This is a genomic window from sulfur-oxidizing endosymbiont of Gigantopelta aegis, assembly GCF_016097415.1.
GTDB lineage: Bacteria > Pseudomonadota > Gammaproteobacteria > GRL18 > GRL18 > GRL18.
Window position 1 is genome coordinate 2,983,709 of sequence record NZ_JAEHGE010000001.1, and the last position, 14,010, is coordinate 2,997,718.

Genomic DNA, 14,010 nt, shown 5'->3' on the forward strand with positions numbered 1-14,010 from the left:
TATTACAAATTTATTTCAATAGAATCGGAGCCACCATTGGTCGAAGCAGTCACTCAAGTTGAACATCCCTTTATGGAAAAATTCAATGGTCGCCTTATAGGCGTATTACGTTGGGAACAATTGAATGAATTATGGGTCACAATACAAACCGGCAAAACAGATGACTGGTTCATTTATCACATTGGCGAAGCCCCCCCTGTTACCGCTTGTAAGCCCGAAAAACTCCATCACTTCGTTGAAGAAATAGATAAACTGCTTAAACATGATCATGAACATGATTATTGTGGTATCGTTTATGCCGATGACAAAGATGCCCCTACATTTATCAAAATATATGACCCCAATAATCTTGGCCATGTTTGCGGTTCCAGTGGCGCACCACCGCCACTACCCGGCTGGATCTTAAGTAAAGTTCAGCCTATCGATTTAGAAGTTGCCATCGCCCCCCTGGAAACAGAAGGCGTTGGTGGCAGAAAATTTTTAGTTAGATGCAACTATTCAGCATATTAAAGTCTACCCATAGAGTATCCGCTTGAATAGCTTGTCTTTACAGGGTTATGAAAACAGGATGTTTTCATAAAGCGTCACAGGGATGTGCTCGAGCGGCCCTGTAAAGACAAGCTATTTAATCAGATACGGGAATTATTACAATTAAATTTACATATTAGTTTCACATAAAGGAAAGTACATAATGTCAGATGATAAGGTCTATCCAATCCCATCCGCTGTCGCCGAAAAAGCATATATTACTGAAGATAAATATCAGACAATGTATCAACAATCCATTGATGATCCTGATACTTTCTGGGGAAATATGGCTAAAGATTTTCTCAGTTTTTCACAAGACTGGGACAAGGTCAGTGACTGCACCTTTGGTGATGCAACAAACAACAATGTCAGCATTAAATGGTTCACTGGTGCAAAACTCAATGTCACCTACAATTGTATCGATCGCCATCTGGCCAAACGTGCCGATCAAACAGCCATTATTTGGGAAAGTGATGATCCCAATGTGTCAAAAAACATTACTTATCAACAGCTCTCTGATGATGTTAATCGTTTTGCTAATGTACTAAAAGCCCGTGGAGTAAAAAAAGGCGATCGAGTCTGCATCTATATGCCTATGATCCCTGAGGCCGCCTATGCCATGTTAGCCTGTGCACGTATTGGTGCAGTGCATTCAGTCGTCTTTGGTGGTTTTTCTCCTGAAGCATTAAAAGACCGCATTCAAGATTCTGACTGCCAAGTGGTGATTACCGCTGATGAAGGTGTCCGTGGTGGCAAATCCGTTCCCTTGAAGAAAAATGCTGATACTGCCGTGGCACAATGCCCTAATGTCCATACCGTATTGGTCATTCAGCATACTCAGGGTGATGTGGTCTGGAACGACAAGCATGATGTCTGGTATCACGAAATTTCTGCCACCGTTGATAGCAATTGTGAGCCGGAAGAAATGGATGCTGAAGACCCGCTATTCATTCTTTATACCTCAGGCTCAACTGGCAAGCCTAAAGGCGTACTACACACCACCGCAGGCTATTTACTTTATGCCGCTGTGACTCACAAATACACCTTTGATTACAAAGACGGCGATATTTATTGGTGTACCGCTGATGTGGGTTGGATCACCGGTCATAGTTATATTCTTTATGGTCCTCTGGCCAATGGTGCAACCACTTTAATGTTTGAAGGTATTCCAAGTTATCCCGATGCTTCCCGCTTCTGGCAGGTGATAGATAAACATCAGGTCAATACTTTCTACACTGCCCCTACAGCCATTAGAGCTTTAATGAGTGAAGGTGATGAGCCGGTTAAGAAAACTGATCGTAGCAGTTTACACCTCTTAGGATCGGTTGGCGAACCCATCAATCCTGAAGCCTGGGAATGGTATTATAATGTTGTCGGTGAAACCAACTGCCCTATCGTTGATACCTGGTGGCAGACAGAAACCGGTGGTTTTATGATCACCCCACTACCTGGTGCAACGCCCTTAAAACCCGGTTCTGCTTCAAAGCCATTCTTTGGTGTTAAGCCTAACCTCATGGATTCTGATGGCAAGATTATGGCTGGCGAAGCTTCGGGTTCACTGGTTATTAGTGCCAGTTGGCCAGGTCAGATGCGCACCATTTATGGTGATCATGAGCGTTTCATTGAGACCTATTTTAAAACCTATCCAGGACATTATTTCACCAGCGATGGCTGTCGCCGTGATGCCGATGGTTATTATTGGATCACCGGTCGTGTCGATGATGTGCTCAATGTCTCCGGTCACCGTCTTGGCACGGCTGAAATTGAAAGTGCTTTAGTATTGCATAGGACTGTGGCTGAAGCCGCTATCGTTGGCTACCCTCATGATATTAAGGGACAAGGTATTTATTCCTATATCACCTTGGTTAAAGGCGTTGAAGCCACTGATGAATTAAAAATAGAATTGGTGAAACAAGTGCGTAAAGAAATCGGCCCCATTGCCACTCTGGATTTCATTCAATGGGCACCCGGTTTACCCAAAACCCGCTCTGGTAAAATCATGCGCCGCATTTTGCGTAAAATTGCCATCAATGAGTTAGATAGCATGGGCGACACCAGCACACTCGCTGATCCCGATGTGGTTAATCAACTGGTAGAAAACCGCGAAAACAAATAATCTCATTAATTTCCGGCTTAAATATTGCATGTTTTAAAACATATTTTTAACAATCATTATCCTAAAAAAATCAGTTGAACCTACTGCGACCGCCTTATGCACTGAATCTTAAGGATTTTCCAGAACATTTTGACTTCACCCGTAGGGTGACTGCGAATAAAGCCAAAATAACCTGTAAAACCCTTAATCTTCAGCACCTAAGTCGCTCTCGCTACGATTCAACTGATTATTTTAGGATTATCTTTTGAAATATGTAATATTTGAGCAATCCTTATATGGAAAATATTAATCAACTTTCTTCAGTCAAACTGGATATTCTCGTTGCAGAAGCAGTGGGAATTGATGTTTTTTATCCTGACAATCACAATAAACTCAGCTATTTTCCACGCACAGGTTTCCCCCATCGTGAATGGGCACCTAGTCGTTTCTGGTCACAGGGCGGACCTTTACTGGAACAACATAAAATTGATTTGAATTGGGGCTGGGAAGAGCTGAGTGAGTGGACAGCATCCATAGAACCAGACATCAATGTCCAAGGGGCGACGGTGCTGGAAGCCGCAATGCGTGCAATAGTATGCTTAAAACTACCCAATTATATTCATTTCGACTGAGCATCATCGGTCGTAGCCTGCATCAAGATAATTCCTGATGGCGAAAACAATCCATTGTATGGTCATTCACCATTCCCACAGCTTGCATATAGGCATAGCAAATCGTGGTGCCAACAAATTTAAAGCCTCTCTTCTTTAAATCCTTACTCATAGCATCTGATGCTTGGGTACTGGTGGGAATGTCAGCCAAATTATTCCAGTGATTAATTTTTGGCTCGCCATCGACAAATTGCCAGATATAATCAGCAAATGAACCGTATTGAGACTGAATGTCTAAAAAGAAACGTGCATTTGTCACCGTTGAATTCACTTTTAGACGATTACGAATGATCCCTGCATCCTGCAATAATTGAGCAATTTTATGCTCATCATATTGGGCAATTTTTTGCACATCAAAGTGATCAAAAACTTGTTGATAATGTGCCCTTTTACGCAATACTGTAATCCAGCTTAAGCCGGCTTGAGCACCTTCCAATGTTAGCATTTCAAATAAATGCGCATCTTTATGGTTTGGTACTCCCCATTCAGTATCATGATAGTGTTGGTATAATTCATCCTCACCACACCACTCACATCGTTGTGTCATTATTTTCTTCCTTTTTAATAATGATTAGTGACCAAAATTGCTTGTAGTTTAAAAGAAAACAAAGCAAAACTAAAGTTCGAGTTTAGCAGGACGCTATAGAGTTAACGAAAAAAAAAAGCGTTTTTCAAAAAAGAGGAGACTCAGCGTGAGTATTTCAGGTGTAGAAACGGCTAGTTTAGCAGCCAATGTCAGCCAAAATGATAGTGTGGGTATTTCTGTATTGAAAAAAGCCCTCGATATTCAAGAGCAATCGGCTTTAAAATTAATTGAGTCCATTCCTCAAGCCAGTGGTAACTCAGGTCAAAACATCAATATAAAGGTATAAACTGTGTGTTGAGATCTAATAAACCCACTTATTTTTGTAGGATGTGGTGAGGAACGAACCGCATCAAATTTTCCTGTTTAAAACATTGATGCGCTTCGTTCCTCAGCACATCCTACACTACTAACCGAGCTTATCATCCGCAACATGATATTTAGGATCTTCGATCACATTCACTTCACACAACTCACCAGCTTTGGTTAATAATACCTTACATTCAGGACTCATGTGTCGAAGGTGTAAGCGTTTGTGTTCGCTTAAATAACGTTCCGCTAGAGTATCAATGGCCTCAATGGCTGAATGGTCTGACACACGCGAATATTTAAACTCTACGACTACATCATCCGGATCATTTTTAGGGTCAAATAAATCCTGAAAGTTATGCACTGAACCAAAAAATAAGGGACCGTGTAATTCATATACTTTTGAATCTTCGTTGTCACGGGTGATATTCACCGTAATATGTTTAGCATGATTCCAGGCAAACACCAGGGCAGCAAGAATAACCCCAATAAAGACCGCTATCGCCAGATTATCCGTAATCACAGTAATCGCTGAAACAGCAATCAAAATAAAAGCATCGGTTTTGGGGATTTTGGCTAAAATTCGAAAGCTAGACCACTCAAAAGTACCAATCACCACCATGAACATGACGCCAACCAGAGCCGCTAGTGGTATTTGAGAAATCAGCTCTGAGGCAAACATAATAAAACTCAATAAAAACAGCGCCGCCGCAATACCTGATAAACGACTACGACCACCTGAATTCACGTTAATCATTGACTGACCAATCATGGCACAGCCTCCCATGCTCCCAAAAAAACCACTGGTAATATTAGCAAGACCCTGTCCCACACATTCTTTATTACCATGACCACGGGTTTCAGTCATTTCATCAATCAAGGTCAATGTCAGTAATGACTCGGTTAAACCAATAGCAGCAAATGCCAAAGAATAAGGCAGGATAATGATTAAAGTGTCTAATATTTCATCCATGCTCGCAAAAGGAATCATAGGAATATGAAACTCAGGAAAACCACCGGAAATAGAAGCAATATCACCCACGGTTCTGGCCGGCAGAGCAAAGGCAATGGCAATGAAAGAAACGACTAAAATACCCACTAAAGGTGCAGGAATAGCCTTGGTGAATTTGGGTAAATAATGAATAATTGCCATAGTAAGCAAAATAAGCCCTAGCATTGTCCATAGCAAACTACCTTCCATCCAAACCATGGCTTCACTGCCTTGTGGATCAGGGATTTTAAACTGGCCAATTTGTGCCAGAAAAATAACTATGGCTAAACCATTCACAAAGCCCAGCATCACAGGATGGGGGACTAGGCGAATAAAGACACCCAAGCGCAAGGCTCCAAAAACAATTTGAATTATCCCCATCAGCACCACGGCCGCAAAAAGATATTCCACACCATGTATCACCACCAAGCCCGTCATAATGACGGCCAACGCCCCTGTCGCACCAGAAATCATACCCGGACGACCACCAAAGGTAGCGGTAATTAAACCGACAATAAAGGCAGCATATAAACCCACTAGCGGATCAACCTGAGCCACAAAGGCAAAGGCAATGGCTTCGGGCACCAGTGCCAGGGCAACTGTCAAACCGGATAGAATTTCAGTTTTAATATTGCAGGGTTGATCTGCAGGACAAATGTCAATCATAGATGATCCAGGGATATAAGGCGATTTTTGGTTTTTAAAGGTATGCTTTACTTGTTTGTTAATAAACAAATAAAAATGTGTTTAAAAAAGGTGCTGTATTATATATAAATCTATGATTTTTTTCCAGTTAATTTTCCAAGCCGCTTGCCCGTTAAGCTAACTGCATTGCCACAATTTTTGCCCAATAACTCGCACCAATAGGCAAAATTTCATCATTAAAATCATAATGTGGGTTATGTAAGGATGCGCTTTTACCATTACCAATGGACACATAACAGCCCTTGGATTCATTTAATAAAAATGAAAAATCTTCTGAGCCCATACTCGGTGGATTATCATGGAGAATATTACCACTGCCCACCACATCCATTGCCGCCAGTACCGAATTTTCGGTTTCAACCACATTATTGATCGTTGCTGGATAACGCTTTTGATAAGTCATATCAGCGCTTGCGCCATAAGCCTGACAAGTGATCTCAGCCAATTGTTTTAGCTGCGCCATCACTTTTTCCTGTGCTGTATGACTAAAGGTTCTCACCGTGCCTGATAACTGCGCCGTTTCAGGAATCACATTATAACTATCACCCGCATGCATACGAGTGATTGACAGCACCACAGCATCTTGTGGATTAGCATGCCGTGAAGTGATTGTTTGTAAGGCATTGATCACCTGTGCGGCAATCACTATGGGATCGATAGCATTATGAGGGGCTGCAGCATGACCACCCTTGGCCTGTATGGTAATATCAAACACATCATAAGCCGCCATTACTGGGCCACTACGAATGGCAAACTTGCCGACATCCAGTCCAGGCCAATTATGCATGCCATAAATAGCATCAATCGGATATTTATCAAAAAAACCTTCTTCAACCATGACCCGACCACCCCCTTCATTTTCTTCCGCTGGCTGAAAAATGAAATAAACAATGCCATTAAAATGGCGCTGTTCTGCTAAGTAGCAAGCCGCACCCAATAGCATTGCTGTATGACCATCATGACCACAAGCATGCATCATTCCCTCATGGGCAGAGCAATAACTTACACCGGTTTTTTCAATAATAGGCAAGGCATCCAGATCGGCTCTTAAGGCGATAGCCTTAGACTTATCCTCAGAGGTTTTATCACCTATTAGTGAACCAATAACGCCCGTCCCCGCGATTCTTGGATGGACAGTTACACCAAATGAAGCGAGTTTTTGCTCTACAAATTGTGCCGTTTGCTCTTCATTAAAGGCTATTTCCGGCATCGCATGTAATTGATGACGCCATTGGGTCATCTGTTCTTTTTTATCAACAATAGCAGCAATCAGAGGCATCCAGGTTTTTCCTAATGTGAGGGTTTATTTTGTTTTACTTTAAGCGTAATTAAAATTTTAACTTTAGCAAAGCTATCTGAATCCAATTCTGACAAATTGATGTCAATGCGTTCTTGGCTATTAAATTCATCAGTCACTAATAATTCAATTTTTTTATCAGCATGATAGCTGACTTGTTTTATTTCTGACCACTTGATGGGATGATTAAACTGCTTAATATTAAAGAGGACTATACCCTCTTTATTCATCACTATTTTATAAACATAGAGGTTAATCCCTCCCACCAGAAAAATAAAACTGACCGTAAATAAAACCCCAGGCAAATAACTATGACCTTGTTGCTTTTTTAATCGATTTCGCCAACGTCGGCTGATAAAAAAACACAACAGACCGGCGAGCAACAACAATGCCATCCATGCAGGCGTGTATTTAATAATAAATTGGTCGGGTAAAATCAATAATTCCATAAATAAGTACAGTTTAGTATTGTAAAATTAGCTATTCACTATCGGCCAAAGCAGTCACGAATGTCTAGCATACCCTGTATCTTATCGAATGTATAAGCTAGAATTTAGCTATTATTTATCCTTGAGACTTTCAGCCATGCTTGATTATATTTTTTTCCACGAAACACCATTAAAGAAATTCCAAAAATACCTCGATAAGAAAGAAATCCCCTATAAAAACGATACCGAGTTTCAGGCATCCGTTGAAGAAACAGGATTTACCATCAGCATTAGCGATGATTATGAGCGGGACATACTCAAACAGATAGAAGATTTTTATGATGAGATGATGGAGTTAAATGCTGAATTGATTTCTGCTGATGAAGAAATAGAAGAAATAAGCAATGCAGGCATCAGTGTTCAATTAGCAGATGGCAGTACTGTATTGGCTGACGTTGATGCGAATTTAATATATAAACTATCTGATGCACTGACACCCAAAGAAATTTTAGAACTCGTACATGCCATAGCCAGCGCTGTTGAAAATCCGGATAAAAGGCCTTTATGCAAACGCTAAGCTAAAAGTGTAAATGCTAAAAAGAGTGCAAACGCTGGAACCGATCGATCTGCTTTGCACTTCAAATGTAGGATGTGGTGTAAAGGTTAAGCAGGTCTGATGGATTTGAACAGCTCTTTTTGCTTATCAATCAATATCTTTGATGACAAAGTAAAAGCAGTTTGTAAAACAAATAAATTCACCAGATCTTTATCATTGTCATTAAACACTCGAATCGTATCAAGATCATTTTTCGCATTGATTAGCTGAATCACACCAATGATTTTTTTCTCAAAATCAAAAATAGGCACGGTGAGAATTGAATGGGTTCGATAGCCCGTTTTCTCATCAAACGCTCGAGTGCCGGAAAAATTATAAGCATTTTCATCATAAATATCATCGATTAAAATACTCGTTTCTAACAACACACTATTAACGACCACCATTGATGCATTAGCAACACCATCTTCATGAATAGGGATATTAGGGAAATCAATGTTTGGCGCTTGTTTATTAATCTCTAATGAGCGGTTTAGCACCACCTCAAATTTGAGCGCTTCATTATCAACAATTGAATACAGCGTTCCGGCATCTGCATGAGTCAGATCCATCGCCCCTTCAACGACGATGGCTAATTGTGCCTGCAAGTCCGTTTCTCGAGAAAGTTTGCTTGAAATTTGATTAAAAATTGCTGTGCTATTAGCCATTATTTTCTATCCATTTACTTGAAAATAAAATACCCATCCCCACCTTTTATAGTGTAGCAGATGCTCAATGAGGTTTGTTACTACAAAATGACTGGACTGTTAAGTCGGTCACTCAACTTATGTTTGTCTAACGCTTAATAGCTTTTGTTTAGCTCTAAAACTACTTAGCCCTAAACATGACTAATAGTAAGTGTAGACCAGCTAAATAAATATTGCTTAAATGAAAGGATATTATTATGAACACATTTGATTTTGCTCCCCTATTTCGTTCTGCTGTCGGTTTTGATCACCTCTATTCCAAGCTTGATCGTGCCACTCGTACTGCACAGAGCCAACCTAGCTATCCACCCTATAATATTGAGCTGATCGATGAAGACAGCTACCGTATTACAATGGCATTAGCGGGTTTCAATGAGTCTCAACTCAATATAAAAACAGAAAGTAATGTACTGACGATTACCGGTGATCAAGACGAACAAAAAGATGCTGAATCTCGCCAATATCTGCATCGTGGTATTGCCGCACGCAACTTTGAACATCGCTTCCAATTAGCTGAGCATGTCAAAGTGACCTCTGCCAGCTTAGTCAATGGCTTATTAAATATTGAATTGGTAAGAGAAATCCCCGAAGCAATGAAGCCACATACGATTTCTATCAATACCTCAGCCGATAGCAATCCTCAGAAACTAAAGAGTGCTTCAATCAAAGCTGCGTAAATCATTATTTAGTAGCATAAAGGGAGCTTGAGTGTAACAACTTAAGCTCCTTTTTTTATTCTTGTTCTACTGAGATGCCTGATCAATTTCTTGCCGTTGTTCCTCAGCGTGATCATTTACCAACTGTTCTACGCCTTTGGCTTTTTCAAGTGCCTGCATTTGACTATTTAAAATTGAACTATTTTGCTTCATGTGCTCATTGTTTGCCTGATGTTCATCAGAGCAAGCAACCAATAGGTATGCGGCGAAGATAATCGGCACAATATAAAGCACTTCCCTCAGTTTTTTCATAGTAATTCTCCAGTTAAAAATAATATCATAAATGAATCCCAGCAAAAATAACGAGAATTGCTCATATTTTTGACAAAAAAAGTAAATCTATCTAAAATACCTTACATTATTACTTGGTTATTAATTTTTTAGGAGTTTTTTAATGAAAACATGGCGTTGCAAGGTTTGCAATTTTGTATATGATGAAGAAGAAGGTTTTCCAGAAGAAAACATAGCACCTGGCACACGTTGGGAAGATGTACCCGAAGACTGGGTCTGTCCTGATTGCTCAAAAGGTAAAAATGAATTTGAAATGGAAGAAATTTAAACTTGTTTCAACCTAAAATAATCAGTTGAATCGTAGCGAGAGCGACTTAGGTGCTGAAGATTAAGGGTTTTACAGGTTATTTTGGCTTTATTCGTAGTCACCCTAAGGGTGAAGTCAAAATGTTCTGGAAAATTCTTAAGATTCAGTGCATAAGGCGGTCGCAGTAGGTTCAACTGATTTTTTTAGGTTCAACTTCGGGGCTAATTCTATGACCCCACTCATTATCTTTGAAACATCAGTCGAACCACTCTACCAAATAAAAAATCATAAAGCCCTCCGATGACTTGGCCGGACCTATCACCTCTGCTGCATACATTTTACTATCATGATCTTGTTCTGCTATTGCTTCCTCTTTTGACTCATAAACAGTCACCGTGGTTGAGGGAAAACGATCGCGTTTTTTTCTTGGCGAGTAAACTACCGCAAAATGCCGTCCAGCGACATTGGCTCCGGGATGTGGATCGAGACTATAACCTTGCATAACAACCTTTTTAAAAATCAAATATTGTTAACATTATACCGTGTTTACAGATTTCATCGTTAATTTTATCGCTAATTTCATAGGCCGTAGGGTGGGCACGCTTTTGTGCCCACCCTACGGATAAGACTAATTCGCTAACAAAAACTCTATCTGCTACTGCGATAGCGCTGGTGAAAGACAAAATTATATTGTACAATTATCAAAATTAATAATCGAACCCCAAACATGCCATTTAATTTACAAAATATTTCTCAGGAGCAAAATAAATGTCAATTAGACTTGAATACATCGTGTGCAATAAAAAAGGTGATGAATTGAATCGTTTCGACATAAAATCAGAAGCCGAAGCTTATGATTCTGTCATTTGTGCTGCAGAAGACATTAGCATGTTATTAGAACCACTGAAAAAAAAGCTGGCTCTTAACGAAGATCAAATTTATGCCATTTCTGAACACCTAGCCTTTCAGTCTGATGAAGTAAAATTAGCTTTGAAACAAATCAAAAAAGTTAAAGTCGCATCCCCCATTGAAGAAAAAATAGAAGAAAAAGCCGAGGAAGAAACTGAGACAAAAGACTCAGATAATAAGACCGCAAGCAAAAAAGCCCCACGGAAAAAATAGATAAAATAGGCCAATTTATATTCGTAGGATGCGGTGAGGCACGAACCGCATCAAAAACGTCGGTTTAAAACCATTGATACTTAAAACCATAGATGCTTAAAAACATTGATGCGGTTCGTGCCTCACCACATCCTACATCTGAAGTAGGTTGATCTGCTCCCACATAAATTGGGATTGGTTAATGCCCTAAATATCGGTCAATACAAAGTGTCAGGCTTTTGTGAAGTTCATGTTCAAAATCTGGCAACTTGACATCAAACAAAGCCAAAAACTTTGCCGCTTGAGCTTGATTAAGCTTTTTATTATTAATCAGGTATTGCATCTCAGGCAAGGATTTATCCCTTCTGGGGATAATATCCCAATAGACGAAATCTGAAAACAAGGTGGCAAATTCACTCTTTGCCACTTGGCAAAATTTTTCAATATGGGATTCGCCTTCCGGCCCCAAACAACCGGACTCAAGTCTAAATAGCACTGTTAATTTTTTGTCTTGTGCTAATGGTAAATTATTCTTCATACACTCGCTTCTTTCAAACTATACCCGTAACATTTGGGAATATACTGTATTTTAATGACAACGCATTGAAAAAATAAAAAGATTAATGTTACTCTAAGTGTCATAAAAGATTGCTACAATTAAATAAGTGACAATCAGATTAAACTTTCATGACACTCTTTTAATCTGCATACTATTACTATAGCAATAGAAATAGAAGATATAAATAGTAAATAGACATTACAAATAAATATAAGCCATAAAACTAACCAGTCGAGATAAATGACAAGCAATACGTCAACCAATACTTCAGAGCGATTTGAAAAACATTTGCAGATTGCTCATGACAATGTCACAGCAATTGATATTTTAGCCGAACATACCGGCTTTTCTCGGCAGAAAGTCAAACAAATCATGCAAAAAGGAGCTGTTTGGCTCACACAGGGCAAGTCAACGCGCCGCATCCGACGTGCCAGCAAAAAGCTGCAAAAAGACCATACCCTGCACTTATATTACGATGCAAAAATTCTAGCTCAAACAGAATTTAACGCCCACCTTATTGCCGATGAAGGCGATTATAGCGTCTGGTATAAGCCTTCCGGTATGCTTTCACAGGGTAGCAAATACGGTGATCACGGTGCTATCTATCGCTGGGCTGAAACACATATAAGCCCACAACGTAATGCCTTTTTAGTCCACCGCCTTGATCGCGCCACCAGCGGATTAATGATGTGTCAACACTTTTCCGGACAGTTTTCTAAATATTTTTTTGGCTGTTTCAAGTGATTTTTGTCATTTTGTATTTCCTATCATTTTAGTTTCTCATGTTAACTTTAAACAGATGAAGAGAAAGGGCTTTGCCCTCTGGAACGATAGAGCCGTTCCATTCACCCAAGGTATTTTCACAACGGTAATGATCCTGTTACAATATCTTCACGGCACAGGCTGAGGAGCCGATGGCCGTCAACGGTAATGGGCGGCATTTATGTCGCCTTTTACCCCTCTTCAATCAATCGATTTAAGCTATTTCCTGCTGTATTTCATAATCGACTGGTGACAAATAATCATTAGCCGAATGAAGTCGCTCCCGATTATAAAATACCTCAATATATTCAAATATTGCCTGCTTTGCTTCTACTCTGGTTTTGAATCGACAATGGTGCGTCAATTCAGTTTTCAAACTATGAAAGAAGCTCTCTGATACAGCATTGTCCCAGCAATTTCCTTTGCGGCTCATAGACTGAATTATGTTATGATCCGACAATATTTTTCTATGACTATCAGAGGCATATTGGCTACCTCGGTCAGTATGCCAAAGCAATCCATCCATTGGTTTACGCTTCCATATGGCCATCAGTAAAGCATCATTGACTAGCTTGGCTTTCATTCGCTCATCCATCGACCAGCCAACAATTTGCCTAGAGAATAAGTCAATGACAACCGCTAAATATAACCAGCCTTCCTTGGTGGCAATATAGGTAATATCACCCACATAGTAGCGATCAGGTTGAGAGACAGTAAACTCTCTTTCCAGTAAATTTGGAGATATACGCTTATTATGCTTGGAATTAGTCGTCGCTTTAAAGCGTCTCTTCGTTTAAAACAAACCGGCTTTTTTCATTAATCGACCAATTCTCCGGCGGCTTATATGAACGCCTTTTTCAGCCAGTTTTCTTTTTAAGACGACGGGTTCCATAAGTCTTGCGACTGTCTTCAAACAGTTTTTTAGCTGCTCAGTAAGCGCTTCATTTTCTTTCTCTCTATCCGTTTTAGGAGAGCTAACCCAATCATAATAGCAACTACGGGAAACATCCATAAAACGGCACAGAATCGTTACCGGGTAATCTTTAGCCTGATCAGTTATCCATGCGTACTTCACAAAGTTTCCCTTGCAAAGTACGCTGTGGCCTTTTTAATAAATCACGCTCCTGAATCACTTTTGCCAATTCTTTTTTCAGACGTTTTACTTCATCATAAATGTGTTCATCACTTCTATTGGCTACCGTCTTCACCGGTTTGGAATATTTACTGATCCAGGTATGTAGAGTATTTACATTAACACCTAGCTCCCTGGCAGTCTGAGAAACGGATTGATCCGTCTCATTAGCTAATTTGACAGCTGATTCTTTAAATTCTGATGTATAGCTTTTATTCGGTTTTTTGTTTGATCATTCATTTTAGGTCACACTTTTTATCTTTTAGTTATTTTAAGTTGTGTGTCCGGTTAAG

Annotated in this window: 17 protein-coding genes and 1 pseudogene; 9 read left to right on the forward strand and 9 right to left on the reverse strand. The window is 39.9% G+C overall.

Annotation, left to right across the window (positions count from 1 at the left end):
- Positions 1 to 36: 36 nt before the first annotated feature.
- From JEU79_RS15150 to JEU79_RS15160, 3 genes are all read left to right on the forward strand, one after another.
- Positions 37 to 510: a hypothetical protein gene (locus JEU79_RS15150; RefSeq protein ID WP_343074975.1), complete on the forward strand. Its 474-nt coding sequence runs from the start codon at positions 37 to 39 to the stop codon at positions 508 to 510.
- Between the two features lie 181 nt (positions 511 to 691).
- Entirely contained in the window at positions 692 to 2,644 is a 1,953-nt protein-coding gene (gene acs / locus JEU79_RS15155) for an acetate--CoA ligase (protein WP_198264778.1), read from the forward strand.
- A 275-nt stretch (positions 2,645 to 2,919) separates the two neighbouring features.
- A complete protein-coding gene (locus JEU79_RS15160) occupies positions 2,920 to 3,255 on the forward strand; it encodes a phage protein NinX family protein (RefSeq protein WP_198264779.1) in 336 nt (111 codons plus the stop codon).
- 22 nt (positions 3,256 to 3,277) lie between these two features.
- Here the strand turns inward: JEU79_RS15160 and JEU79_RS15165 are convergent, their stop codons facing one another.
- Positions 3,278 to 3,841, reverse strand: coding sequence for a DNA-3-methyladenine glycosylase I (locus JEU79_RS15165; protein ID WP_198264780.1), 564 nt, complete (start codon positions 3,839 to 3,841; stop codon positions 3,278 to 3,280).
- A gap of 145 nt (positions 3,842 to 3,986) precedes the next feature.
- On the opposite strand from JEU79_RS15165, the gene JEU79_RS15170 reads away from it, so the two are divergent.
- The gene (locus tag JEU79_RS15170; protein ID WP_198264781.1) at positions 3,987 to 4,166 is read left to right on the forward strand and encodes a YjfB family protein; all 180 of its coding nucleotides are present in this window, start codon (positions 3,987 to 3,989) and stop codon (positions 4,164 to 4,166) included.
- A gap of 120 nt (positions 4,167 to 4,286) precedes the next feature.
- Here JEU79_RS15170 and JEU79_RS15175 read toward each other — a convergent pair whose 3' ends face one another.
- From JEU79_RS15175 to JEU79_RS15185, 3 genes are all read right to left on the reverse strand, one after another.
- Positions 4,287 to 5,843 carry a SulP family inorganic anion transporter gene (locus JEU79_RS15175; RefSeq protein ID WP_198264782.1) on the reverse strand — a complete coding sequence of 519 codons (1,557 nt, stop codon included), beginning with the start codon at positions 5,841 to 5,843 and terminating at the stop codon, positions 4,287 to 4,289.
- Between the two features lie 151 nt (positions 5,844 to 5,994).
- Positions 5,995 to 7,161: a M20 aminoacylase family protein gene (locus JEU79_RS15180; RefSeq protein ID WP_198264783.1), complete on the reverse strand. Its 1,167-nt coding sequence runs from the start codon at positions 7,159 to 7,161 to the stop codon at positions 5,995 to 5,997.
- An 11-nt stretch (positions 7,162 to 7,172) separates the two neighbouring features.
- Positions 7,173 to 7,628 (reverse strand): hypothetical protein, encoded by a 456-nt coding sequence (locus JEU79_RS15185; protein ID WP_198264784.1) that lies wholly within the window; start codon positions 7,626 to 7,628, stop codon positions 7,173 to 7,175.
- A 136-nt stretch (positions 7,629 to 7,764) separates the two neighbouring features.
- Between JEU79_RS15185 and JEU79_RS15190 the strand changes: the two genes are divergently transcribed.
- Positions 7,765 to 8,184, forward strand: a complete 420-nt coding sequence (locus JEU79_RS15190; RefSeq protein WP_198264785.1) for a hypothetical protein — start codon at positions 7,765 to 7,767, stop codon at positions 8,182 to 8,184.
- Between the two features lie 86 nt (positions 8,185 to 8,270).
- On the opposite strand, the gene JEU79_RS15195 is transcribed toward JEU79_RS15190, so the two are convergent.
- Positions 8,271 to 8,870, reverse strand: coding sequence for a GAF domain-containing protein (locus JEU79_RS15195; RefSeq protein ID WP_198264786.1), 600 nt, complete (start codon positions 8,868 to 8,870; stop codon positions 8,271 to 8,273).
- Between the two features lie 236 nt (positions 8,871 to 9,106).
- Between JEU79_RS15195 and JEU79_RS15200 the strand changes: the two genes are divergently transcribed.
- The gene (locus JEU79_RS15200) at positions 9,107 to 9,586 is read left to right on the forward strand and encodes an Hsp20 family protein (RefSeq protein ID WP_198264787.1); all 480 of its coding nucleotides are present in this window, start codon (positions 9,107 to 9,109) and stop codon (positions 9,584 to 9,586) included.
- A 66-nt stretch (positions 9,587 to 9,652) separates the two neighbouring features.
- Here the strand turns inward: JEU79_RS15200 and JEU79_RS15205 are convergent, their stop codons facing one another.
- Positions 9,653 to 9,877, reverse strand: coding sequence for a hypothetical protein (locus JEU79_RS15205; protein ID WP_198264788.1), 225 nt, complete (start codon positions 9,875 to 9,877; stop codon positions 9,653 to 9,655).
- A 142-nt stretch (positions 9,878 to 10,019) separates the two neighbouring features.
- Here JEU79_RS15205 and JEU79_RS15210 point away from each other — a divergent pair, with 142 nt between their 5' ends.
- Positions 10,020 to 10,184, forward strand: a complete 165-nt coding sequence (locus JEU79_RS15210) for a rubredoxin (RefSeq protein ID WP_198264789.1) — start codon at positions 10,020 to 10,022, stop codon at positions 10,182 to 10,184.
- A 235-nt stretch (positions 10,185 to 10,419) separates the two neighbouring features.
- Here the strand turns inward: JEU79_RS15210 and JEU79_RS15215 are convergent, their stop codons facing one another.
- Positions 10,420 to 10,686 (reverse strand): hypothetical protein, encoded by a 267-nt coding sequence (locus JEU79_RS15215; RefSeq protein ID WP_214660590.1) that lies wholly within the window; start codon positions 10,684 to 10,686, stop codon positions 10,420 to 10,422.
- Positions 10,687 to 10,931: 245 nt separating this feature from the next.
- Between JEU79_RS15215 and JEU79_RS15220 the strand changes: the two genes are divergently transcribed.
- On the forward strand, positions 10,932 to 11,285 hold the full coding sequence (locus tag JEU79_RS15220) for a YebG family protein (RefSeq protein ID WP_198264791.1): 354 nt from the start codon (positions 10,932 to 10,934) through the stop codon (positions 11,283 to 11,285).
- Positions 11,286 to 11,463: 178 nt separating this feature from the next.
- On the opposite strand, the gene JEU79_RS15225 is transcribed toward JEU79_RS15220, so the two are convergent.
- Entirely contained in the window at positions 11,464 to 11,802 is a 339-nt protein-coding gene (locus JEU79_RS15225; RefSeq protein WP_198264792.1) for a hypothetical protein, read from the reverse strand.
- A gap of 261 nt (positions 11,803 to 12,063) precedes the next feature.
- On the opposite strand from JEU79_RS15225, the gene JEU79_RS15230 reads away from it, so the two are divergent.
- Positions 12,064 to 12,567, forward strand: coding sequence for a pseudouridine synthase (locus JEU79_RS15230; protein ID WP_198264793.1), 504 nt, complete (start codon positions 12,064 to 12,066; stop codon positions 12,565 to 12,567).
- A gap of 232 nt (positions 12,568 to 12,799) precedes the next feature.
- Here JEU79_RS15230 and JEU79_RS28710 read toward each other — a convergent pair.
- Positions 12,800 to 13,946: pseudogene (locus tag JEU79_RS28710) on the reverse strand (IS3 family transposase); the annotation flags it as partial.
- Positions 13,947 to 14,010: the final 64 nt, after the last annotated feature.

What these genes read in the sequence shown, in the direction of transcription:
- JEU79_RS15175 (WP_198264782.1), bottom strand. Translation starts at nt 5,843, where the DNA reads ATGATTGACATTTGTCCTGCAGATCAACCCTGCAATATTAAAACTGAA.
- JEU79_RS15165 (WP_198264780.1), bottom strand. Translation starts at nt 3,841, where the DNA reads ATGACACAACGATGTGAGTGGTGTGGTGAGGATGAATTATACCAACAC.
- JEU79_RS15205 (WP_198264788.1), bottom strand. Translation starts at nt 9,877, where the DNA reads ATGAAAAAACTGAGGGAAGTGCTTTATATTGTGCCGATTATCTTCGCC.
- acs (WP_198264778.1), top strand. Translation starts at nt 692, where the DNA reads ATGTCAGATGATAAGGTCTATCCAATCCCATCCGCTGTCGCCGAAAAA.
- JEU79_RS15200 (WP_198264787.1), top strand. Translation starts at nt 9,107, where the DNA reads ATGAACACATTTGATTTTGCTCCCCTATTTCGTTCTGCTGTCGGTTTT.
- JEU79_RS15230 (WP_198264793.1), top strand. Translation starts at nt 12,064, where the DNA reads ATGACAAGCAATACGTCAACCAATACTTCAGAGCGATTTGAAAAACAT.
- JEU79_RS15210 (WP_198264789.1), top strand. Translation starts at nt 10,020, where the DNA reads ATGAAAACATGGCGTTGCAAGGTTTGCAATTTTGTATATGATGAAGAA.
- JEU79_RS15220 (WP_198264791.1), top strand. Translation starts at nt 10,932, where the DNA reads ATGTCAATTAGACTTGAATACATCGTGTGCAATAAAAAAGGTGATGAA.
- JEU79_RS15225 (WP_198264792.1), bottom strand. Translation starts at nt 11,802, where the DNA reads ATGAAGAATAATTTACCATTAGCACAAGACAAAAAATTAACAGTGCTA.
- JEU79_RS15190 (WP_198264785.1), top strand. Translation starts at nt 7,765, where the DNA reads ATGCTTGATTATATTTTTTTCCACGAAACACCATTAAAGAAATTCCAA.
- JEU79_RS15160 (WP_198264779.1), top strand. Translation starts at nt 2,920, where the DNA reads ATGGAAAATATTAATCAACTTTCTTCAGTCAAACTGGATATTCTCGTT.
- JEU79_RS15180 (WP_198264783.1), bottom strand. Translation starts at nt 7,161, where the DNA reads ATGCCTCTGATTGCTGCTATTGTTGATAAAAAAGAACAGATGACCCAA.
- JEU79_RS15185 (WP_198264784.1), bottom strand. Translation starts at nt 7,628, where the DNA reads ATGGAATTATTGATTTTACCCGACCAATTTATTATTAAATACACGCCT.
- JEU79_RS15195 (WP_198264786.1), bottom strand. Translation starts at nt 8,870, where the DNA reads ATGGCTAATAGCACAGCAATTTTTAATCAAATTTCAAGCAAACTTTCT.